The 19,508-nt window shown below is 69.5% G+C and carries 22 protein-coding genes; 11 read left to right on the plus strand and 11 right to left on the minus strand.

Going from position 1 to position 19,508, the window contains the following annotated elements:
* Nucleotides 1-54: 54 nt before the first annotated feature.
* Nucleotides 55-1,227 (plus strand): imidazolonepropionase, encoded by a 1,173-nt coding sequence (gene hutI / locus ACWDZ7_RS15740; protein WP_451797362.1) that lies wholly within the window; start codon nucleotides 55-57, stop codon nucleotides 1,225-1,227.
* Here hutI and ACWDZ7_RS15745 read toward each other — a convergent pair.
* The 5 genes from ACWDZ7_RS15745 to ACWDZ7_RS15765 all read right to left on the minus strand — a co-directional run bounded on the left by ACWDZ7_RS15745 (nucleotide 1,217) and on the right by ACWDZ7_RS15765 (nucleotide 3,671).
* Nucleotides 1,217-1,696, minus strand: a complete 480-nt coding sequence (locus ACWDZ7_RS15745; protein ID WP_451797364.1) for a hypothetical protein — start codon at nucleotides 1,694-1,696, stop codon at nucleotides 1,217-1,219. The two genes, hutI and ACWDZ7_RS15745, sit on opposite strands and share 11 nt — an antisense overlap.
* Before the next feature lie 92 nt (nucleotides 1,697-1,788).
* Nucleotides 1,789-2,022 carry a DUF397 domain-containing protein gene (locus ACWDZ7_RS15750; RefSeq protein WP_451797366.1) on the minus strand — a complete coding sequence of 78 codons (234 nt, stop codon included), beginning with the start codon at nucleotides 2,020-2,022 and terminating at the stop codon, nucleotides 1,789-1,791.
* Between the two features lie 108 nt (nucleotides 2,023-2,130).
* Nucleotides 2,131-2,964 carry a helix-turn-helix domain-containing protein gene (locus ACWDZ7_RS15755; protein WP_451797367.1) on the minus strand — a complete coding sequence of 278 codons (834 nt, stop codon included), beginning with the start codon at nucleotides 2,962-2,964 and terminating at the stop codon, nucleotides 2,131-2,133.
* Complete coding sequence (locus ACWDZ7_RS15760; protein ID WP_451797369.1) at nucleotides 2,954-3,478, minus strand: DUF6879 family protein; 525 nt, start codon at nucleotides 3,476-3,478, stop codon at nucleotides 2,954-2,956. The genes ACWDZ7_RS15755 and ACWDZ7_RS15760 overlap by 11 nt, the downstream gene beginning before the upstream one ends.
* The gene (locus tag ACWDZ7_RS15765) at nucleotides 3,462-3,671 is read right to left on the minus strand and encodes a hypothetical protein (RefSeq protein WP_451518781.1); all 210 of its coding nucleotides are present in this window, start codon (nucleotides 3,669-3,671) and stop codon (nucleotides 3,462-3,464) included. The genes ACWDZ7_RS15760 and ACWDZ7_RS15765 overlap by 17 nt, the downstream gene beginning before the upstream one ends.
* Before the next feature lie 382 nt (nucleotides 3,672-4,053).
* On the opposite strand from ACWDZ7_RS15765, the gene ACWDZ7_RS15770 reads away from it, so the two are divergent.
* Entirely contained in the window at nucleotides 4,054-4,521 is a 468-nt protein-coding gene (locus tag ACWDZ7_RS15770) for a tectonin domain-containing protein (RefSeq protein ID WP_451797370.1), read from the plus strand.
* A gap of 252 nt (nucleotides 4,522-4,773) precedes the next feature.
* Here the strand turns inward: ACWDZ7_RS15770 and ACWDZ7_RS15775 are convergent, their stop codons facing one another.
* Together ACWDZ7_RS15775 and ACWDZ7_RS15780 are read right to left on the minus strand one after the other, a co-directional pair.
* Nucleotides 4,774-4,941: a DUF397 domain-containing protein gene (locus tag ACWDZ7_RS15775; protein WP_451797464.1), complete on the minus strand. Its 168-nt coding sequence runs from the start codon at nucleotides 4,939-4,941 to the stop codon at nucleotides 4,774-4,776.
* Between the two features lie 4 nt (nucleotides 4,942-4,945).
* Nucleotides 4,946-5,821 (minus strand): helix-turn-helix domain-containing protein, encoded by an 876-nt coding sequence (locus ACWDZ7_RS15780; protein ID WP_451797372.1) that lies wholly within the window; start codon nucleotides 5,819-5,821, stop codon nucleotides 4,946-4,948.
* Nucleotides 5,822-5,933: 112 nt separating this feature from the next.
* Between ACWDZ7_RS15780 and ACWDZ7_RS15785 the strand changes: the two genes are divergently transcribed.
* Entirely contained in the window at nucleotides 5,934-6,338 is a 405-nt protein-coding gene (locus ACWDZ7_RS15785) for an ATP-binding protein (RefSeq protein WP_451797373.1), read from the plus strand.
* A gap of 95 nt (nucleotides 6,339-6,433) precedes the next feature.
* Here the strand turns inward: ACWDZ7_RS15785 and ACWDZ7_RS15790 are convergent, their stop codons facing one another.
* On the minus strand, nucleotides 6,434-7,405 hold the full coding sequence (locus tag ACWDZ7_RS15790) for an RNA polymerase sigma factor SigF (RefSeq protein ID WP_451797375.1): 972 nt from the start codon (nucleotides 7,403-7,405) through the stop codon (nucleotides 6,434-6,436).
* A gap of 238 nt (nucleotides 7,406-7,643) precedes the next feature.
* Between ACWDZ7_RS15790 and ACWDZ7_RS15795 the strand changes: the two genes are divergently transcribed.
* From ACWDZ7_RS15795 to ACWDZ7_RS15820, 6 genes are all read left to right on the plus strand, one after another.
* A complete protein-coding gene (locus tag ACWDZ7_RS15795; protein WP_451797376.1) occupies nucleotides 7,644-8,012 on the plus strand; it encodes an STAS domain-containing protein in 369 nt (122 codons plus the stop codon).
* Between the two features lie 272 nt (nucleotides 8,013-8,284).
* Nucleotides 8,285-8,797, plus strand: coding sequence for an ATP-binding protein (locus ACWDZ7_RS15800; RefSeq protein WP_451797377.1), 513 nt, complete (start codon nucleotides 8,285-8,287; stop codon nucleotides 8,795-8,797).
* A 184-nt stretch (nucleotides 8,798-8,981) separates the two neighbouring features.
* The gene (locus tag ACWDZ7_RS15805) at nucleotides 8,982-9,746 is read left to right on the plus strand and encodes an LPXTG cell wall anchor domain-containing protein (RefSeq protein WP_451797379.1); all 765 of its coding nucleotides are present in this window, start codon (nucleotides 8,982-8,984) and stop codon (nucleotides 9,744-9,746) included.
* Between the two features lie 47 nt (nucleotides 9,747-9,793).
* A complete protein-coding gene (locus ACWDZ7_RS15810) occupies nucleotides 9,794-10,834 on the plus strand; it encodes a hypothetical protein (RefSeq protein ID WP_451797381.1) in 1,041 nt (346 codons plus the stop codon).
* Nucleotides 10,831-12,057, plus strand: coding sequence for a hypothetical protein (locus ACWDZ7_RS15815; RefSeq protein ID WP_451797382.1), 1,227 nt, complete (start codon nucleotides 10,831-10,833; stop codon nucleotides 12,055-12,057). The genes ACWDZ7_RS15810 and ACWDZ7_RS15815 overlap by 4 nt, the downstream gene beginning before the upstream one ends.
* On the plus strand, nucleotides 12,057-13,349 hold the full coding sequence (locus tag ACWDZ7_RS15820) for a hypothetical protein (RefSeq protein ID WP_451797465.1): 1,293 nt from the start codon (nucleotides 12,057-12,059) through the stop codon (nucleotides 13,347-13,349). Before ACWDZ7_RS15815 ends, ACWDZ7_RS15820 begins: the two co-directional genes overlap by 1 nt.
* Nucleotides 13,350-13,454: 105 nt before the next feature.
* On the opposite strand, the gene ACWDZ7_RS15825 is transcribed toward ACWDZ7_RS15820, so the two are convergent.
* The gene (locus ACWDZ7_RS15825) at nucleotides 13,455-14,291 is read right to left on the minus strand and encodes an alpha/beta hydrolase family protein (protein ID WP_451797384.1); all 837 of its coding nucleotides are present in this window, start codon (nucleotides 14,289-14,291) and stop codon (nucleotides 13,455-13,457) included.
* Between the two features lie 144 nt (nucleotides 14,292-14,435).
* The gene (locus ACWDZ7_RS15830) at nucleotides 14,436-15,932 is read right to left on the minus strand and encodes a peptide MFS transporter (RefSeq protein ID WP_451797385.1); all 1,497 of its coding nucleotides are present in this window, start codon (nucleotides 15,930-15,932) and stop codon (nucleotides 14,436-14,438) included.
* 468 nt (nucleotides 15,933-16,400) lie between these two features.
* Here ACWDZ7_RS15830 and ACWDZ7_RS15835 point away from each other — a divergent pair, with 468 nt between their 5' ends.
* Together ACWDZ7_RS15835 and ACWDZ7_RS15840 are read left to right on the plus strand one after the other, a co-directional pair.
* Complete coding sequence (locus ACWDZ7_RS15835; protein ID WP_451797386.1) at nucleotides 16,401-17,078, plus strand: response regulator transcription factor; 678 nt, start codon at nucleotides 16,401-16,403, stop codon at nucleotides 17,076-17,078.
* 403 nt (nucleotides 17,079-17,481) lie between these two features.
* Entirely contained in the window at nucleotides 17,482-18,750 is a 1,269-nt protein-coding gene (locus tag ACWDZ7_RS15840; RefSeq protein ID WP_451797388.1) for an ATP-binding protein, read from the plus strand.
* A gap of 41 nt (nucleotides 18,751-18,791) precedes the next feature.
* Here the strand turns inward: ACWDZ7_RS15840 and ACWDZ7_RS15845 are convergent, their stop codons facing one another.
* Entirely contained in the window at nucleotides 18,792-19,346 is a 555-nt protein-coding gene (locus tag ACWDZ7_RS15845; RefSeq protein ID WP_451797389.1) for a GtrA family protein, read from the minus strand.
* Nucleotides 19,347-19,508: the final 162 nt, after the last annotated feature.

Below are 19,508 nucleotides of genomic sequence, written 5' to 3' on the forward strand. Positions count from 1 at the left end.
GCGGGATTGGGGAAAAGTACCCGCCCGAACCCCAGCCCCCACCCCGGAGACGCCATGCCCACCACCCTCATCACCAACATCGCGAGCCTCGTCACCAACGACCCCACACAGGGCGACGGAAGCCCCCTGGGCCTGTTGACCGATGCCGCCGTAGTCCTGGACGGCGAGAAGATCGCCTGGGTGGGCCCCGCCGCCAAGGCACCGCCCACGGACACCACGTACGACGCGGACGGCCGCGCCGCGATCCCCGGCTTCGTCGACTCCCACTCGCACCTCGTCTTCGCGGGCGACCGCACCCAGGAGTTCAACGCCCGCATGTCGGGCCGCCCCTACTCCGCCGGCGGCATCCGCACCACGGTCGCGGCGACCCGCGAGGCCACGGACGCGGAACTGGAGGCGAACCTCACGCACTACCTCCGCGAGGCCCTCCGCCAGGGCACGACCACGTTCGAGACGAAGTCGGGCTACGGCCTGGCCACGGAGCACGAGGCGCGCGCCCTGCGCATCGCGGCGCGGCACACGGAGGAGGTGACGTTCCTGGGCGCGCACATCGTCTCGCCGGACTACGCGGAGGACCCGGCGGCGTACGTGGACCTGGTCACCGGCGAGATGCTGGACGCCTGCGCGCCGCACGCCCGCTGGATCGACGTCTTCTGCGAGAAGGGCGCGTTCGACGGCGACCAGGCCCGAGCGATCCTGACGGCGGGCAAGGCGAAGGGCCTGCACCCCCGCATCCACGCCAACCAGCTCTCGTACGGCCCCGGCGTCCAGTTGGCCGTCGAACTGGACGCCGCCTCGGCCGACCACTGCACCCACCTCACGGACGCGGACGTGGACGCCCTGGCCCAGGGCAACACGGTGGCGACCCTCCTCCCCGGCGCCGAGTTCTCCACCCGCGCCGAGTGGCCGGACGCCCGCCGCCTCCTGGACGCGGGCGCGACGGTGGCCCTCTCCACGGACTGCAACCCGGGCTCGTCCTTCACGTCCTCGGTCCCGTTCTGCATCGCCCTCGCCGTACGGGACATGGGCATGACCCCGGACGAGGCACTCTGGTCGGCCACGGCGGGCGGCGCGAAGGCCCTGCGCCGCACGGACATCGGCACCCTCCGCGAGGGCGCACGCGCCGACCTGGCCCTCCTGGACGCCCCGAGCCACGTACACCTGGCGTACCGCCCGGGCGTACCGCTGGTCTCGGCGGTCTGGCAGCGGGGTGTCCTCACCCGCTGACGGCCCTCGCCGGGCAGGCGAGTTCGGGCCGGGAGCGATTCGGTGAGCAGCAGACGAGCGCAACGAACAGGAGCGAGGGCCGTTCCAGATAGCAGCCGTGGGCCACATCCCCGCCCCACCCGAGCCGCCCGGCGGCGGAGCCGACCAACATCGCGAGGCGCGCAGGGTCCCGGTAGGGCATGGAGTCGAACCGGGGCGCGTACTCGGCCAGCCGCTCCCCGAGCCAGTCCGCGGCCTCCTTCGGCTCCTCCCACGTACCTCGGATCAGCTTCTCCGGCTTGATCAGCCAATACGCCGTTTCCATCGGCGGCAGGTCCACTACAGGGAACTCCGCTTTCACCTCCCGGTGGCGTTGGGCCAGCTCGGGCCGGCTGCCCTCCGGGGGCGGGTGCGGGGGTGGGGGTCGGCGCAGAGCGTCCTCGTCGAACCGTTGTTTGGGGCCGATCCACAGATAGCCATGGTGGTGCACTGTCGTCCCGTTCGGGGGAGTACGGAGTGGAGGAGTCCGGCCGGTCCCCGCCCTGCGGAGTGTGCGGGGCCCGGCCGGAGGCACTTGCGTGGTCAGGCGGAAAGCCCGAACCTCGCCGGGTCGATACCGGCCGCGTCCAGCTCGGCCGTGGTGAAGCGCAGCGGCGGGACGTCGGGCCGCTTGCTGTCACCCATCGCCCAGGCGTCCTCGCCGATCTTTGCGAGAGTCACGCATGATTCGCCGTCCGGGTGCGTGTTGCCACCGCACGCCTTGCTGAACACGGCTGCCTCGGAGAGGGGGAGGCCGTACAGATCGGTTCCGGGCATGGTTCACCTTCCGTTGGGATCAGATGGGAACGGTGGACTCAGAGTCAGTGAAATCATCAGCCACCCAGAACAAACAAGCCAGATTTATCCGTGTTGCGGGATAGAAAATCATGACCGGTAGATGGTGGCCCATTCTTGGAGCAGGTAGCGGGCCTCTTCACCGAACACTGCGTGACGCTCGTACAGGTCGAACACATCAAGGTGTTCCGCGATGTCTCTGGCGTCCTGAAAAACTATGCGCCCCGTGAAAGTCTCGACGGTTGTCAACCGTTGGTCGTAGATGGTGAAGGTGTTCATCGGCCCGCGCCCGACCACGGTTCCCAGCGGGACGACTCCGATACGCACGTGAGGGAGACGTGAAACCGAGATGAGGTGGTCGATCTGCACGGCCATAGCCGGAGGTTGGACCACGGCCCACCTCACGGCTTGCTCCGTCAGCAGGAAGGTGAACCGCTTCGCACTGTCGTAGAGGAGCGCTTGCCGTTCCAGCTTCCTGGCCACCGTCTTGGTGACATCCACCGGTGAGTGACCAAGGCCGGCCCTGATGTACTCGGGTGTGGCCAAGAGGCCCGTCACCATGGCAGGCAGGAAGTAGCGGAGTTCCGTGGACTCCGCTTCGAGGCCGGCCAGCTCTGCTTGCCGCTTTTCCAGTCCTCGGCGCCACGATGCCCGCTTGCCCTGCCACTCCGTATTGGCGAGCCGGGCGAGAGCAGCCACTTCTACTACGAGTTCCGGGGGCGCTCCAAGGGCTCTGAGAATCAATTCCACATCGACAAGTCCCGGCGTGACCCGACCTGTCTCAATGTTGCTGAGCTTTGTCTGGGACACGTTGCAGCGCCGAGCGAGCCAGACCTGCGTACGGCCGGCTCGCTTGCGCATGGTGCGGAGTGTTTCCGCCAGTTCAGCCTTTGACTGGCCCATCTGCCTCGGGTCAAACGTCAAGGCCCTTCACATACTCCTCGAAGGGCACGGCGTGCTCCAGAGCTATGCGCTTCCACTCCCGGTAGGGGGCCGCGTCACCCTCGTACGCCTCGCGATTGATCTGAGTTCCGTCCGGCCGGAAATTCAGATGGGCGATGCGGGACTCGTCGAACATCCACCAGTCACGCCCGGAGAGCGGCAGGCCGTAGTCCTCCCGCGTCACATCCAGGACCCGGACGTCCTCACCGGCCGCGATGTTGGCCGGGATTCCCCAGGCGAATTGGTACCGCTGGTAATCGGTGAGCGGTCGGCGCACGATGCGGACGCGGCCTATGCGTCTGCCGGATTCGACGTAGCCGCGTACCCGCTCATGCCAGCGGGCATTGTGCTCGGCGGGCCTGTCCTCGCCCCTCAAGAAGCGGGCGACGTTCTCCTGCTCCCTGGGCATGGTGTAGGTCGGCTGGGCCTCGAACCGCCACGCTTCCCGCTCGAAGGAGTCGAAGAACCGACGCCAGTCCTCACCATCCAAGAGCACGGAACGCCTCCTTCAGGACGTGTTCGGGAATCTCCACCAGACCCTCGCCGGCAGGCGGAGCAAAGGTGTCGGACAGGGCGCCTTGGACGACGAATGAACCACTTTCGGTCCGGTAGACGTTCGGGCAATCGTCGTCGTCACAGTCGGGTCCGCCGACACTGCCGGTAAGGCGGGTCAGTTCCTCACGCGCCATCATCGCCTCCTTTGACGCAGGGCCGGGCCGTTCCTTCCCTGCCGCACAAGGACGGTAGGGCGACCAGAGGCGCCTGGTCCATGGCGCATCGCTGATATTCGCGTTGTCGGGTAGATGATCACGGCTGGCAGCGGGGCGTCCGTACGAGCTGACGCTTCTATGTCAACGCCTTGCCCGTGGGTCACCCACACGGGTGACGTTCATTCGCGTCGCCCTGCGACTCTGTGAGTTGACATCAGAGCAGTGGGGGGCGGGTGGCGCACTCCGTAAACGTGCCCTTATGGACAACAATCCTGATCTTTCCTTACATCCGATGATGGAAAGAACCGTTCTGCTGGGCAGCGTTGCCGTGCAGCACTTCCCAGTGGAGAGGAGTCGGCACATGGCCGACTGGAAGCAGATCAGTGGTGCGCTGGTGCGGATCGCGGCGGGGTCCAGGACCAACGTGTGGGGTGTCAACGCAGCCGGGAACATCTACCGCTACACCAACAACGACGCCAGTCCCTGGGTGCAGATTCCCGGGGCGCTCACCGATATCGGCGCGGGCGCGGACGGCACGGTGTGGGGTGTCAACTCCGCCGGCAACATCTACCGCTACACCGGCGACCAGGAAACCGCCCACTGGAAGCAGATCAGTGGGGCGCTCGTGCGGATCGCGGCGGGGTCCAGGACCAACGTGTGGGGTGTCAACGCAGCCGGGAACATCTACCGCTACACCAACAACGACGCCAGTCCCTGGGTGCAGGTTCCCGGGGCGCTCACCGATATCGGCGCGGGCGCGGACGGCACGGTGTGGGGTGTCAACTCCGCCGGCAACATCTACCGTTACACCGGCGACCTGCCCGCCTGAGCCACCCCGCCTCATGAGGTCACCCGTGCGCCACGCAACGCCCCCTGTGGCACCGCGGCGCACGACGTGATCGGCCGCCCGTCGCTCGCGGCATCCGACCGCCGACCGCCGAGGGGCAGCGGTTCTCGCCGCGAGCCGGTGCCGGCCCCACTGTCCCCCGCCGACCAGCGAGCCCTGTCGCGCATCGCGACCAAACTGAGCACGCGGCCCGTGGACTTGGCCTAGCGGCCGGCCCTGCGACGCGCCTTCCTCCTACGGGGTCAGCTGGCCGTTCGCAACAGCCGCGATGAACGGTGACCATGCGGTCGCGGGGATCACCAGGGTCGGGCCGTGCGGGGCCTTGGAGTCACGGACGGGGATGACGCCGGGGTGGCCGTCGGCTACCTCGACGCGGAGCCCTCCGGCGCCGTTGCTGTAGATGCTTTCACGTCAGACGTCGATGCCCAAGCCAGCGACTGCACTTGCCGTTTCCGTAATCCTCCGCCGCCGTCTCGATCATCTTCAAGGACTCCTCGGGCGGCAGAGCCGCAGCTCTGAGCCGACCGTAAGCCCTCGTGTACTGCTCCACGAGATCGGGCTCATCGATGATCTGTCCGCTGTACATGCCTTCCGTGTACATGATCGGTGGGGCGTCCGTGAACGTCATGAGCCATGTCGCGGCCATCATGAAAGGTTGTGCTCCGGCTTTCCACGGAAGGATCTGTGGAATGAAGCGGCGGTATCTGGAGACGGCGACGATGTGGGCGAGCTGCTCCGCCATCGCCTCCTCACCGATGATCGGCTGCCGGAGGATCGACTCGTGCATGACGAGCCAGCACTCGGGCCCCCTTGCTTCTTCGAAAAGCCACGCCCGCTCGCGTCGTGCCTTTACCTTGGCCTTGACTGCTTCCTCGGTCTCACGGGGAAGGGCGGCGTGGACAACCGCCCGGATGTACGGCTCCAGTTGGAGAGGTCCCGGGATCAGGGTGGGGTCCCACTCCTCGATCTCCTTCGCGCGTGCTTCCAGCTCCACGATATGGGCGCGATACTCGGCGTGCTTGCTCTTCTGCGCCTTGTGCACGTCCGTGCACCGCCGCTCGAAGAACCCATCAGTTCTCAGGAACTGGTCCACGTGACAAGCCAGTTCTACCGGCATGCGCCGCTGGCCCCGCTCGATCTCACTCAGGTACGACGCCCCGAAGTAGCTGCCCTCCACCGTCTCCTGGAGCGTGCGCCCCGCCGCCTCCCGTTTCCAGCGCAGCTCCTTGCCGTAGAAGGCGGGGACGCTCGCCGAGCCGTCGATGTCCTTGCGTGACGCCACAGTTGACCGCCTCCACACTTCGCGCTGTGGAACCCAAACCCCTGTCACGCTACGCCACCCCACGCCACTGTGTGATCGAAGCGTCACAGAGCGCACGGAAAGGCGTACCCCCATGCAAGACCCCGACTCCAACCCCACCAACACCAACATCCGCGACTTCGAACTCGGGCTGCTCGCCGTCCCCAAGGCGGTCCCCGCACTCCGCCGCGCCCTGAGCGGACACCCGTACGGCCCCCACCCCGACGTGCAGCTATGCGTCAGCGAGCTGCTCAGCAACGTGATCCGACACCTCGGCGAGGGCACCCCCGTGACGGTGAGAGTCACCGGCGGCGCCGGACGGATCCGCGTAGCGGTGACCGACCCCGAGCCGCGCGTCTGGCCACTGCTCCGCCACGCGGGCGGGGACGACGAGGCGGGGCGCGGTCTGGCCCTGCTGGACGCGGTCTCGTTGCGGTGGGGCGTCGAGCAGGGGACGAGCAGCAAGACGGTCTGGTGTGAGCTGGGGGAGGGGTGGTGACGGCCGTGGCCACCGGCTGCTCGGGCAGAAAAAGTGGGGCCCGCCCCTTCAAGGGGCGGGCCCCATCGAGCCGTTCGAGCGGAGCGCGGCGCCGCTCACTCCTCGACCGTCAGTCCCTTGCGGAGCTTGACGAGAGTGCGTGACAGCAGTCGCGACACGTGCATCTGCGAGATGCCGAGCTCGTCGCCGATCTCGGACTGCGTCATGTTGGCGACGAAGCGGAGGGAGAGGATCTTCCGGTCGCGCGGCGGGAGTTCGGCGATCAGCGGCTTCAGCGACTCCACGTACTCGATGCCTTCGAGGCCGTGGTCCTCGTAGCCGATGCGGTCCGCGAGCGCGCCCTCGGAGTCGTCCTCCTCGGGCTGGGCGTCCAGGGAGCTCGCCGTGTAGGCGTTGGACGCGGCCATGCCCTCGACGACCTCGTCGTTGGAGATGCCCAGGCGCTCGGCGAGCTCGCCCACCGTGGGGGCGCGATCGAACTGCTGGGCGAGTTCGTCGCCCGCCTTGGCGAGGTCCAGACGGAGTTCCTGGAGGCGGCGCGGGACGCGCACCGACCAGCTCGTGTCGCGGAAGAAGCGCTTGATCTCACCGACGATCGTCGGCATCGCGAAGGTGGGGAACTCGACGCCTCGGCTGAGTTCGAAACGGTCGATCGCCTTGATGAGGCCGATCGTGCCGACCTGGATGATGTCCTCCATCGGCTCGCTGCGGGAGCGGAACCGGGAGGCCGCGAACTTCACCAGAGCGAGGTTCAGTTCGACCAGGGTGTTGCGGACGTACGCGTATTCGTGGGTGCCTTCCTCAAGCGATTCGAGGCGCTCGAAGAGGGTCTTGGACAGGGCCCTCGCGTCCAGCGGCCCCACCTCGGCGTACGGCGGGATCTCGGGAAGGTCGTGGAGCCCTTCCAGGGCTGCTTCCTGAACCGGCTGAGGCTGAGGCTGAGCTTGAGCCTGCGGCTGCGGCTCGTGGGAGGGGCCCGGGATCGAGGTGGCGGAGTGCGGCGGGAGTGTCGACGTCGCTTGGTCAGTATGCGATTCGTCGAGCCGGGGTGACATGGTGTCCTCCATCGTTCTCGGCATATGGCTGCCGATGCCAATACGTGCACTGCGGTGTGCGGCGCCTCCAAAGCCGTCCGTGTCGATTGGTGTCTCTTCTACCCCTACCCGCTTCCGCGCTCCGGTCGCAAGTGCGTTTGTGTGTGAAATGTCCGAATTCGGGGGGATGTTCGGGTACCCCGAAGCCCGTGGAGGGCGTAATGTTCAGGGGCGTCATCAACAGCCACGACGGTCGGAAGAGAGTGACGGCATGGACCGCGGCACGGTCGGCAGTGCGCACAGGGGCCGGCTCCTGGTCGAAGTGCGGAAGGCGGACACGAGCGCCGTCGTGACTCCGGCGGGTGAGCTCGATCACCACACCGCCGATCTCCTGCGAGAACCGCTGGAAAGCTGTCTCGCGGACGGCTATGCGCGGCTCGTGGTCGATTGTTCACGTCTTGAGTTCTGTGATTCCACGGGGCTCAATGTGCTGCTCGGGGCCCGGCTGAAGGCCGAGGCCGCGGGGGGCGGAGTCCATCTGGCCGGGATGCTGCCGGTGGTCGCCCGGGTCTTCGAGATCACCGGCGCGGAGGCCGTCTTCACTGTCCACGAGACACTCGAAGCAGCCCTGGCCGACTGAGCCCATGACGGTCGCGACGGTCGCGGATGAGAGTGCGGACGAGAGTTACGCGTCAGTTGTCTCTCTGTGATCATGGCGTTACCAGCGTCACACGGACCGGCACGAAGAAGTGGGTGTTCTCACGGTTCGGCCGGGCAGGAGAGACCTGGATCCGTCATCTGTCAGAACGGCAAAGCAGCCGATGTCCCCTACTCGTCCCCAGTCCCCTACTTGTCCAGAGTCCTCTGCGTGTCCAGAGTGCTCAGTCATCTTGTCGGTGAGGTGAAGCGCTGATGAGCACCACCCGGCCTTACTCGCCGGGCGACCGCGGCCCGGACTCCGAGGCCGCCGTCGCGGACGCTCCCGCAGATCTGGCTTCCGGGGCGCCCGCGGCTCGCCAGGTACGCCGGCTGAGCCTGAACGGCGCGAGCGGCATCGTCCCGCTCGCCCGTGACTACACGCGCCAGGCGCTGCACGCGTGGGGCTGGCTGCCCGCGGAGGGCGCCGACCGGCGCGCCGCCGCCGAGGACGTTCTGCTCGTCGTCTCCGAACTCGTCACGAACGCCTGCCTGCACGCCGAAGGCCCGGACGAGCTCTGGCTCTCCTGCGACGGCGAGGTGCTGCGCATCGAGGTCTCCGACCGGGGTGCGGGGCAGCCCGCGCCGCGCACGCCGCACCGCGCCGGACGGCCCGGCGGGCACGGCATGTTCATCGTCCAGCGGCTCTGTCTGGACTGGGGGGTCGTCCGCACCCCCGGGGCCACGGGCAAGACGGTCTGGGCGGAGCTGGTCGCGCCGCCCGCCTAGCGCGGGCCCCGGCTGTTACCTGCGGTTCGCGCACGCGCCGGATCACCACGATCCGGCGCGTCTTTTGTCTTCCCTCGGCAAGGTCCCGGGCGTACCTTGAGCGCCCAATCTGATGTGCCGTCAGTAATTCAACGTTACTTCGCACCGCGGCACGCCACGACGACCGGCATGAGGGGATCACGAGGTGTCGTACAAGAAATCGGCCGCGCTCGCGCTTGCCACCGCCCTGGCCGGCGGCTCAGCGGTGCTGATGGCCGCCCCTGCCGCGCAGGCCACCGTCCAGGACGTCGACTACCAGTGCAAGACGCCGATCGGGAACAAGAGCGCCGTCTCGCCGATCGACATCAAGAGCGTCAAGAGCGGCAGCGGCTACAAGCTCACGATGTCCTTCCAGAAAGGCGTCTCGTCCAGCCCCGTGGAGCTCGGCAAGGGCGCGATGAAGCCAAGCGCGGTGATCAAGCTGGGCGGCGCGGAGAGCGGCACCGTGCCCGTCTCCGGCGCGACGAACGCCGAGGCGGTCCCCGCCAACACCCCCATCAAGATCAGTGACTTGTCGGGCACGTACACGCCCAAGAAGAGCGGCAAGGTCACCTTCACCGCCGGGGTCCTCACGATCAAGGCGCTCGGTACGACGACCACGTGCACGCCGTCCAACAACCCGAAGCCGTCGCTCGAACTGGACGTCAAGGGCTCCGGCGGCTCCGGCTCCGATTCGGGTTCCGGCTCCGGTTCGGGATCGGGTTCCGATTCGGGATCGGGTTCCGATACGGGTTCCGGCTCCGGCTCTGACGGTACGTCGGGCAGCACGTCCGGCGGCGGAGAACTCCCGCAGACCGGCCCCGCGGACTCCGCGATCGCGCTCGGCACCCTCGGCGGCACCGTGCTGCTCGCGGGCGCTGCCGGCGCGCTCTGGCTGACCCGCAGGAACCAGGCGGCGCGCTCGCGGTAGCCCCGCCCGACAGCCCGGCCCACCGAACGAAGAGCCAGGAGCCGCCGATGCCGCCGACGCCGTCCTCAGCGCGAGCCGCCACAGCACGCGCCGCCGCGCTGTGCGCCGCCGCCCTGCTGCTGGCGGCCCCGGTCCCCGCGTACGCGGCCGGCTCCCGCTCCGGCTCCGGCTCCACGGCCTGGTCCGTCACGCCCTCCGCCGGGGAAGGCACGCGCCCCGCGAAGGACGGGCGGCCCTACTTCTACGCCGAGGGCGCCCCCGGCACGGTGCTCCACGACACGGTGTCGGTCACCAACCCCGGACCGAGGCCCCGCACGGTGTCGCTCCGGGGCGCGGACGCCGACAACACCGGTTCCGGCGCCTTCGCGGTCACCCCGGCCAAGGGCAAGCCGAAGGACGCGGGGGCGTGGATCAGCTTCGCGGAACGGCGGGTGAAGGTGCCGCCGAGGACACGCGCCGAGGTGCCGTTCACGGTGACGGTCCCCGCGGGCGCGGTCCCCGGCGACCACCCCGGGGCGATCGTCGCGAGCGGCGGCGGACGCACGGTGGGCGTGCGGCTGCACCTGCGGGTCGGCGGCCCGACGCTCTCGGCGCTCACCGTCGAGCGCGTCAAGGTCGACGCGGACGGCAAGCGCATCACGTACGACCTGGTCAACCGCGGCAACACCGTGCTGACCCCGAAGCTCGCGGTCCACGCCGACGGAGTCTTCGGCACCCTCGTCGACCGCCCCGCCCGCACACTGCCCGTCGAACTCCTGCCCGGCCGCCGGATCTCCCTCACCGAGCCGTGGCCGGACGTGCCCGCCCTCGACGCGGCGGACGTACGGCTGACGGCGACGGCCTCGGGCGGCGCCCGCGACACCGCCACGGTGTCGGCACGTTTCGTGCCGTGGGGGGTGGTGGGGGGCGGGAGCGCGGTGCTGCTCGCCGTCGCGGGTGGCGGCTTTCACCTCGTACGCAGACGTAGAGGTGACTCCGGGGCGTCGGAACCGGGGCAGGAGCAAGAGCCCTGCCAGGTAAGGGAGTTGGCCGGAGCGGGGACGGGGACGGGGACGGGGACGGCGCCGGGGACGGGAGAGGAACTGTGAACGGCAAGCGGAACAGGTCCGGCCTGTGGGCCTTCGTGATCCTCGCGCTGCTCGGCTTCGCGCTGCTGCCGCAGGGGGTGCCGTACGGGCTGTCGCAGGCATCCGCGTCGGCGGCGGACAAGCCGACCGTGAAGCTCTCCAAGTCCGAGGCGGGTAAGGGTGGGTCCGTCACCGTCAAAGGTGAGGGGTGGCGGCCCGACGCCCTGCTCATGATGCTCATCTGCGGCCAGTCCGAGCCCGGCAAGGGCGTGATCGGCGGCACCAACTCCTGCGCCAACTCCGAGGGCCGCGCCGTCACCACCGGCAAGGACGGCGCCTTCAGCAAGAAGCTCCCCGTCGCCGAGCCGCCCGAGCCCTGCCCCTGCGTCGTCCACGTCGCCACGGTGACGGGCGAGAAGGCGCGGGCCGACACGGCGTTCAAGGTCGCGGGCCACCCCGTGAAGCCGCTGCCCGAGCAGGCCGGCGGCGGCAAGCTCTCCGTCCTCACCGACACCGGTCTTGAGGGCTCCAGCGGGCTCCTGACCTGGTTCGGCGCACCGCCGCGGCGCACCTTCGTCTTCACGGTGGGCAACGTCGGCCCGGCGCCCGTCAAGGACCCCGTCTTCCAGGTCGGAACCTCCCACGGCGTGTTCGCGCCGCAGTGGGAGGAGCATCAGTGGCGCGGCACCATCGCGCCCGGCGAGAAGGCGCGGATCGAGCTGCCGGTGGAGCTGTCGGCGGGCGCGCACGGCGACTATCTGGTCTCGCTGAAGTTCGGCGGGAAGGTCCTCGCCGAGCAGCCGTGGGGCGTGGGCCGCCCGTGGGGCGTCACCGTCTTCTGGCTCATGCTCTGCCTCGTGGTGCCCGCCGCCGTCTTCCGCGTCGGCATGGTCGTCGTCGACCGCCTCCGCCCGAACCGGCGCGGTGCCTCCCGTGCCTCCCGTGCCTCCCGTGCCGGACGCCATCGCACCGGGCGGCTCACCACGGGACTCGCTGAGCGGCTGCCGAGGTTGAGGCTGCCGCAGGGGGCGGTCGCGGCCGACCAGAAGGCCCGTGAGGCGCATCGCGTACCGCGTACGAAACGGACGGGGGGACCCGGCGCGCACGGTCCCGGCGCGCACGGCCACGGCACGGCGGAGTCGGCGACCGGCCTGCCGTGGTTCACCCCCGACACAGACCCCGGCGCACCCGCAGGCCGGCTCTCCGCACCGTCCGACAACAGTCCGACGAAGGGAAACACGTGATCACGCATCGACGGAGAGCGGGCGCGGCCTCGGTCGCGCTCCTGCTCGGCGGAGCGGGCGTCCTGCTCACCGCGGGCCCGGCGAGGGCCGCCGAAGTCGCTTACAAGACGGAGTGCGTTCCTCCGTCGATCTCCGGGCTGCCGCCCGTGCAGGGCACCACCAAGGTGGAGATCACGGCGCCTGCGACGGCGAAGGTGGGCGACGAGATCGACGTCGTATGGAAGACGACGCAGGCCGCGTCCAAGAACCCGGACATCCTCGACCTCGACGAGAACACCGTGAAACCGACCGGCACGGTCAAGCTGGCCGGGGGCCAGAGCGGGGACCTGAAGGTGGAGGGCGAGCGCAAGAACCCGCCCATCAAGAAGAACAGCCCGATGGTCCTGTCCGACATGAAGGGCAAGCTGAAGCTGACGGCGGCGGGCGAGGTGACGCTGACGCCGGACGCGTACGACATCAATGTCAGCAAGCCGATGTCGACCGACACCAAGTGCGAGCCCAAGGAGCCTGTGAAGGCGGGCGCGACGATCAAGGTGACGGAGGGGGGTGGCGGTACTTCTGGCGGCGGCATCTCGGGTGGGGACACCTCTAGTGGCGGTACCTCCGGTGGCGGTACCTCCGGTGGGGGCACCTCCGGTGGGGGCGGCGGGGAGACCGACTTCCCCGGCAAGGAAGTCCAGACGCCCTACAAGTGCAAGACGCCCATCGGCGACAAGGAAGCGACCTCGCCGGTCCAGATCAACGCCAAGAAGGCCGACGGCGGCTACGGCCTGACCGTGCGGTTCAAGAAGTCCGTGATGGACAGCCCGGCCGACATCCCCGCGGACTCCGTGAAGCCGTCCATGGAGGTGAGGCTCGGCGGCGCCGACAAGGGCACGGTGCATGTCGAGGGCGCGACCAACAAGGAGCCCATCAAATCCGGGACGCCCATCAGCGTCCCTGACCTGACCGGCACGTACAAGCCGGGGGCGGACGGCAAGTCGACGCTCTCGCCGGGCGTCCTGACCGTCAAGGCGCTGGGTACGACGACGACGTGTACGCCCGCCGAGAGCGAGGTCTCTCTGGAACTCGACACGGAGGCCCAGCCGGGCGGGGCGTCCGGAGGGTCGTCCAGCGGCGGTTCCGCGGGCGGTTCTGCGGGGGGCTCCGACTCCGGGGGCGGCGGCCTCGCGGAGACCGGCGCGGAGGGCGACGGGTCGCTGCGCGCGCTGGGGCTGGTCGCCGGGACGGTGATTCTGCTGGGCGGCGCGGTCTTCACGTTCTTGCCGAAGCGGAGGCGTTCCCTACGCTGACACTGGGCTAGGGAGGAGTGCCCCGTAAGGGGCGCGGGGAACTGCGCGAGCAACCCAAAAACGACCCGCACCACCACAGAGGGCCCCGGGAGGCGGACGAGAGCGCTAAGCGTGGGCCCGCAGCCAGCGGAGTACCGAGTGAGGCGTGCCCGGGGTTTTGAGGAGGCGGCCCCCGTGCGCGGAGCCGGAGAGTGTCCGGACCGTCACGTCCGCCAGGCCGGCCCCCCGCTCCTCCGCCGCCAGCTCCGTCGAATGCGCCGGCGGCACGAAGTCACCGGCGGAGTGGAGGAGAAGCAGCGGCGCGTCATCCGCACCGGAGGCATGCGTCTTGGCGGCCAGGTCGTCCCACCGCTCCCAGCACCGCATCCCGCCGAGATCCGGCGCGCACCCCGCGAGCCGCTCGGCGGCCCTTCGCAGCGACCGCCGCTCGACGCGCGCACCCGGCGCCCCACCGTCCGCCCACGCGCGGTACGGCGAGGCCACGGGGGACAGGGCCACGACACCCCGCATCCGCGAGCGTCCCGCCCCATAGGTGCCGGCCTGCACGGCGAGGTGCCCGCCCGCCGACGAGCCGAGCACGAGCGGCCGCTCCCCGCCCTCCCGCTGCCGGACCCACCGCACCGCGGCGAGCACGTCGTCGCGCTGGGCGGGCCAGGCCGCGTCCGAGATCAGCCGGTAGTCCGTGTCGTACACGGTGAAGCCCCGCGCCGCGAACCACCGCGCCCAGCCGCTCCAGTCGGTGTCCCTGGCCCAGGAGCCCCCGTGCACGATCATCAGGGCGGGGCGGTGCGCGGACCGGCTCCCGTACACGGTGATGTTCTGGCGCGCGTGGGGACCGTAGGAGAAGACCCGCCCGGACGGCGGGCGGGGGGCCGCCTCGGCGGCGGCACTGGACGACAGCATTGCCCCGCAGAGGACCAGGGCCAGCAAGGTTCGGCGCATGGAGCAGATGTTCCACGGGGAGACCGCTCGTCACGCCGGGAAACGCCGAGGGCCACCGCACCGGGTGGTGCGGCGGCCCTCAGTTCGGTTCGGGCGAGGCCCGACCGGGTGGATCAGTGACCACTGATCAGTGGTCGACAGCGGTCAGTTCACCGAGCCCATCAAGCCCTTGACCTTCTTGCGGGACGTCCAGATCCCGAAGCCCGCGATGACCGCGATGACCGCCTCGATGGCGACCGCGCCCGAATTGTTCAGGTCGACGCCGAGCTGCGGGGACGTCAGCAGGCCCGTCACGGAGTCGCCCGCGGTGACCGCGAGGAACCAGACACCCATCATCTGGGCGCTGTACTTCTCCGGGGCCATCTTCGTGGTGAGCGACAGGCCGACCGGGGAGAGGCAGAGCTCGCCGACGGTCTGGATGAAGTAGATCGCCACGAGCCACATCGGGCTGACCCGGCCGCCGTTGTTGGCGGTGTCGATCAGCGGGATCAGGAAGACGGCGAAGGAGATGCCGATCAGCGTGAGGCTGGACGCGAACTTGACGGCCGTGCTCGGCTCCTTGCCCCGCTTGTTCAGCCACAGCCACGCCGAGGCGACCACGGGGGCGAGCGCCATGATGAAGATCGGGTTCAGCGACTGGTACCAGGACGTCGGGAAGTCGAAGCCGAGGAGGTTGTTCGTCGTCGCGGTCTTGCCGAAGATCGAGAGGGTCGAGCCGTTCTGGTCGTAGATCATCCAGAAGACGGCGGCGACCACGAAGAACCAGATGTAACCCGACAGCTTGGACTGCTCGAGGGCGCTCAGCTCCTTGTCGCGCTTCATGCGGCCCAGGACGGCGATCGGGATGACCAGACCGGCGATGATGAGGGGCATCAGGGCCCAGTCGGCGAAGTTCCCGGTCACGCCCATCAGCGTGTAGAGCGCGGCGGCGACGATCAGCCAGATCAGGCCGGTGCGCAGGGCGGAGGAGCGCTGCTCGGCCGTCGCGGGCTGGGAGATCACGCTGCTCTGCGCGCTCAGGTGGCGCGAGCCGAGCATGAACTGGGCGAGGCCGAGCGCCATGCCGGCCGCGGCGAGCGCGAAGCCGAGGTGCCAGTTGACGCTCTCGCCGACCGTGCCGATGGAGAGCGGGGCGAGGAAGGCGCCGAGGTTGATGCCGATGTAGAAGAGCGTGAAGCCACCGTCGCGACGCGGGTCCTTCGGACCGTCGTAGAGGTGGCCGACCATCACGGAGATGTTCGCCTTCAGCAGGCCGGAGCCGAGCGCGACGAGCGCGAGGCCGGCGAAGAAGGACGCCGAGTTCGGCAGCGCGAGGGTGATGTGGCCGAGGATGACGACGCAGGCACCGATGACGACCGTCTTGCGCGGACCCCAGAAGCGGTCGGCCATCCAGCCGCCGGGCAGGGCGAGCAGGTAGACCATCGACATGTAGACGGAGTAGATCGCCGTCGCCGTGGTGGCACTCATGCTCATGCCGCCGGGGGCGATCAGGTAAAGCGGGAGAAGTGCCTTCATGCCGTAGAAGCTGTAGCGCTCCCACATCTCGGTCATGAAAAGTGTGGCCAGTCCGCGGGGGTGGCCGAAGAAGGTCTTCTCGGAGCCAGGGGTACTGGCGGAGTCCTTCGTCAGGCTGGACGCCATGGGTCGATCCTCGTGGGTTCGGGACGCGCGGCAGGAGCGTGAGCGCGCCCGGTGGGGGGCGGTCGGCACCGGTGCCGCACCGTCCAACCCCACGCCCAGGGGAGATTCACCCCGGTCAAGGGGTGAGGGACGGCGACTCCGGGATCCACACCCTGGCGCATCCTCGCGCGCAGGGCCCGACCACAGGTCATTCCTTTCAAGGCTGGCCGCAGCCGGCCCGCACATAAAAGAGACCTAAGGCGCGCACAGCGGGCCAAAGGTCCTTGAGTAGTGCATCAGGCGTTGGGTCACCATACGACACCACAGGGATGCATATGGAAGGACTTGAGAGATGGATCACAGGTTTCGCTGCAACCAACAGCGCACAATCAAAGGTGTTTCCCAGAATCGCATCCCATAGCCGCAGGGGCTGACCCTCACTGTGCGATCAACGCACGACGCTTGTCCACTGCGGACTACCATCACCCCATGACCCGTGTACTGCTCGCCGAGGACGACGCGTCCATCTCGGAGCCGCTGGCCCGCGCCCTGCGCAGGGAGGGTTACGAGGTCGAAGTGCGTGAGGACGGCCCGACCGCCCTCGACGCAGGACTGCAGGGCGGCGTCGATCTTGTCGTGCTGGACCTGGGGCTGCCCGGCATGGACGGCCTGGAGGTCGCCCGGCGGCTGCGCGCCGACGGGCTCACGGTGCCGATCCTCATCCTGACCGCGCGCGCCGACGAGGTGGACACCGTCGTCGGCCTGGACGCGGGCGCCGACGACTACGTGACCAAGCCCTTCCGCCTCGCCGAGCTGCTCGCCCGGGTCAGGGCCCTGCTCCGGCGGGGCGCCACCGAGCACAAGGAGGCGCCCGCGACGCACGGCGTACGGATCGACGTCGAGTCGCACCGGGCCTGGATGGGCGACGACGAACTCCAGCTCACCGCCAAGGAGTTCGACCTGCTCCGGGTCCTGGTGCGCGACGCGGGCCGGGTCGTCACGCGCGACCAGCTGATGCGGGAGGTCTGGGACACGACGTGGTGGTCGTCCACCAAGACGCTGGACATGCACATCTCCTGGCTCCGCAAGAAGCTGGGCGACGACGCGGCGAATCCTCGGTACATCGCGACGGTGCGGGGCGTAGGTTTCCGCTTCGAAAAGAGCTGAGGCCCACCCCGCCGGGGGCCTGCCCGTTTTTCCTGAGGGGCGTCAGGGGTGGCGCCCCCCAGAGGCGCGGGGAACTGCGCGAGCAACCACGACGACCGCCGCGCCCGCCGTCGAACCGCCGTAGGCAGACGCGTCTGCGAGGCCCCGGACCATTGGCCCCTGCGGGCCGTCGACGGCTGGCCGCGCAGTTCCCCGCGCCCCTTACGGGGCGCTCCTCCGCAGGGGCGTCAGGGTGGCGCCCCCCAGGGGCGCGGGGAACTGCGCGAGCAACCGAGGGCGGTCCGCACCCGCCGTCGAACGCGCCGTAGGCAGACGCGTCTGCGGGGCTTGGGCCGGTTGGCCGCCGCCGGGCCGTCGACGGCTGGCAAGGACGTCCCGCACCCGCATCCGCGACACTGAGTAAATGCGCCGCCGACTGATCAACTCCACCCTCGCCGTCGTCCTCGTAGTGATCGCCGTCTTCGGGGTGAGCCTCGTCATCGTCGAGACGAGGACCATCAGCAGCAGCGCCCAGGAACGCGTCGAATCCGAGGCGCTGCGTCTCGCCAGCATCGTGGACAGCCGGCTCATCAGCGATGAGCGGATCAGCGGCGGCATCCTGCGCGACCAGGTCGCCACCGACCGGTACGCGCGCATCGATATCCCGGGCCGCAAGCCCATCGAGATCGGCAAGCGCCCCTCCGGCGACGTGATCAGCGCCACCCGCCCCGGCGAGCAGGGCGAGGAGGTCACCGTCCAGGAGCCCCGCGCCGCGGTCACCCGGGAGGTCGGCCGCACGCTGCTGATCATCGCCGCCGTGGCGCTGCTCGCGATCGTCGCGGCGGTGCTGCTCGCGGTGCGTCAGGCCAACCGCCTCGCGTCGCCGCTCACCGACCTCGCCGAGACCGCGGAGCGCCTCGGCTCAGGCGACTCCCGGCCCCGCCACAAGCGGTACGGCGTGCCGGAGCTGGACCGCGTCGCCGACGTCCTGGACGCGTCGGCCGACCGGATCGGCCGCATGCTGACCGCCGAACGGCGCCTCGCCGCCGACGCCTCCCACCAGCTGCGCACACCGCTGACCGCGCTGTCGATGCGCCTGGAGGAGATCACCGTCACCGACGAGCTGGACACGGTGAAGGAGGAGGCGACGATCGCGCTGGCGCAGGTGGAGCGGCTGACCGACGTCGTGGAGCGGCTGCTCACCAACTCCCGCGACCCCCGCACCGGCTCCGCCGTCACCTTCGACCTGGAGGAGGTCATCAAGCAGCAGCTGGAGGAGTGGCGCCCCGCCTACCGCAGCGTGGGCCGCGCCATCGTCAGCTCGGGCAAGCGGCACCTGGAGGCGGTCGGCACGCCGGGCGCGGTGGCGCAGGTCCTCGCCGCGCTGATCGAGAACTCCCTGATGCACGGCGGCGGCACGGTCGCCCTGCGTACCCGCGTCACCGGCAACCAGGCGGTCATCGAGGTCACCGATGAGGGCCCCGGCGTGCCGCCGGACCTCGGGGCGCGGATCTTCGAGCGGACCATCAGCGGCCGCAACTCGACGGGAATCGGCCTCGCGGTGGCCCGGGATCTGGCCGAGGCCGACGGTGGCCGCCTGGAGATGCTGCAGACGAAGCCGCCGATCTTCGGCCTCTTCCTGTCGCGTACGCCGATGTCCAGGACGGACGCCGTGAGCGAGACGGTCAGGTGAGGGTCAGATGAGGCGGCCGTCCCGGGACGAACGGCCCCGCGTCAGCTCGCGCGCCGCGCCACAGGCCGCTCGCCCGACCCCTCCGGGTCCGACTCCTCCGGACCCGGCTTCTCCGGACCCGGCTTCTCCAGGAACGATTCCGCATGCGCGACGGCCTCCCGCACGGGCAGCGCCTTGAACACCCACGTGCGGTACGACCAGAAGCGGAAGAGCGTGGCGATGCCCATGCCGAGGAACTTGAAGAAGTTGGCCTGGAGCCTGCCGTCCCAGCCGAACCAGTACGTCGCCGCGTAGAGCACGCCGTTCTCGATCACCAGGCCGACCGAGCTGAACAGCAGGAAGAGGGTGAGTTCCTTGGTGCGCCCGCTCTTGTCACGGTCCTTGTACGTGAAGTAGCGGAACCCCACGTAGTTGAAGACGATGGCGACGACCGTGGCGATCACGCTCGCGCGCACCACGTGCAGATCCGTGACATGTCGTACGAGGTTGAAGACCCCGAAGTTGACCAGGGTCCCGACCGCCCCCACGGCCCCGAACTTGGCGACCTCACGCGCCAGCTGGTCCAGTCGCACCCGTAGTGCGCCCCGTTCCGTCATGGTGGTCGCCCCAGCCCCCGTCGATTCGTACCGGTCGAGCGTTTCGTACCGGTCATGTACGTGTCGACGGATTGGTGTTTCGGTCGTGTCGACCCAGCCATGCTAACCAGCGGGCATCCCCGGCGCGCGGGGGCGCCCGGACACCGTGCCGCCGCTGTGACG

The sequence above is a fragment of the Streptomyces sp. NPDC003032 genome (assembly GCF_053591415.1).

Excerpts from the sequence above, each read along its gene's own strand:
- ACWDZ7_RS15795 (WP_451797376.1), top strand. The coding sequence starts at position 7,644 with ATGGACCGCGGCACGGTCGGCAGTGCGCACAGGGGCCGGCTCCTGGTC.
- ACWDZ7_RS15785 (WP_451797373.1), top strand. The coding sequence starts at position 5,934 with ATGCAAGACCCCGACTCCAACCCCACCAACACCAACATCCGCGACTTC.
- ACWDZ7_RS15840 (WP_451797388.1), top strand. The coding sequence starts at position 17,482 with ATGCGCCGCCGACTGATCAACTCCACCCTCGCCGTCGTCCTCGTAGTG.
- ACWDZ7_RS15770 (WP_451797370.1), top strand. The coding sequence starts at position 4,054 with ATGGCCGACTGGAAGCAGATCAGTGGTGCGCTGGTGCGGATCGCGGCG.
- ACWDZ7_RS15765 (WP_451518781.1), bottom strand. The coding sequence starts at position 3,671 with ATGGCGCGTGAGGAACTGACCCGCCTTACCGGCAGTGTCGGCGGACCC.
- ACWDZ7_RS15825 (WP_451797384.1), bottom strand. The coding sequence starts at position 14,291 with ATGCGCCGAACCTTGCTGGCCCTGGTCCTCTGCGGGGCAATGCTGTCG.
- hutI (WP_451797362.1), top strand. The coding sequence starts at position 55 with ATGCCCACCACCCTCATCACCAACATCGCGAGCCTCGTCACCAACGAC.
- ACWDZ7_RS15790 (WP_451797375.1), bottom strand. The coding sequence starts at position 7,405 with ATGGAGGACACCATGTCACCCCGGCTCGACGAATCGCATACTGACCAA.
- ACWDZ7_RS15830 (WP_451797385.1), bottom strand. The coding sequence starts at position 15,932 with ATGGCGTCCAGCCTGACGAAGGACTCCGCCAGTACCCCTGGCTCCGAG.
- ACWDZ7_RS15810 (WP_451797381.1), top strand. The coding sequence starts at position 9,794 with ATGCCGCCGACGCCGTCCTCAGCGCGAGCCGCCACAGCACGCGCCGCC.
- ACWDZ7_RS15845 (WP_451797389.1), bottom strand. The coding sequence starts at position 19,346 with ATGACGGAACGGGGCGCACTACGGGTGCGACTGGACCAGCTGGCGCGT.
- ACWDZ7_RS15800 (WP_451797377.1), top strand. The coding sequence starts at position 8,285 with ATGAGCACCACCCGGCCTTACTCGCCGGGCGACCGCGGCCCGGACTCC.
- ACWDZ7_RS15750 (WP_451797366.1), bottom strand. The coding sequence starts at position 2,022 with ATGCCCGGAACCGATCTGTACGGCCTCCCCCTCTCCGAGGCAGCCGTG.
- ACWDZ7_RS15835 (WP_451797386.1), top strand. The coding sequence starts at position 16,401 with ATGACCCGTGTACTGCTCGCCGAGGACGACGCGTCCATCTCGGAGCCG.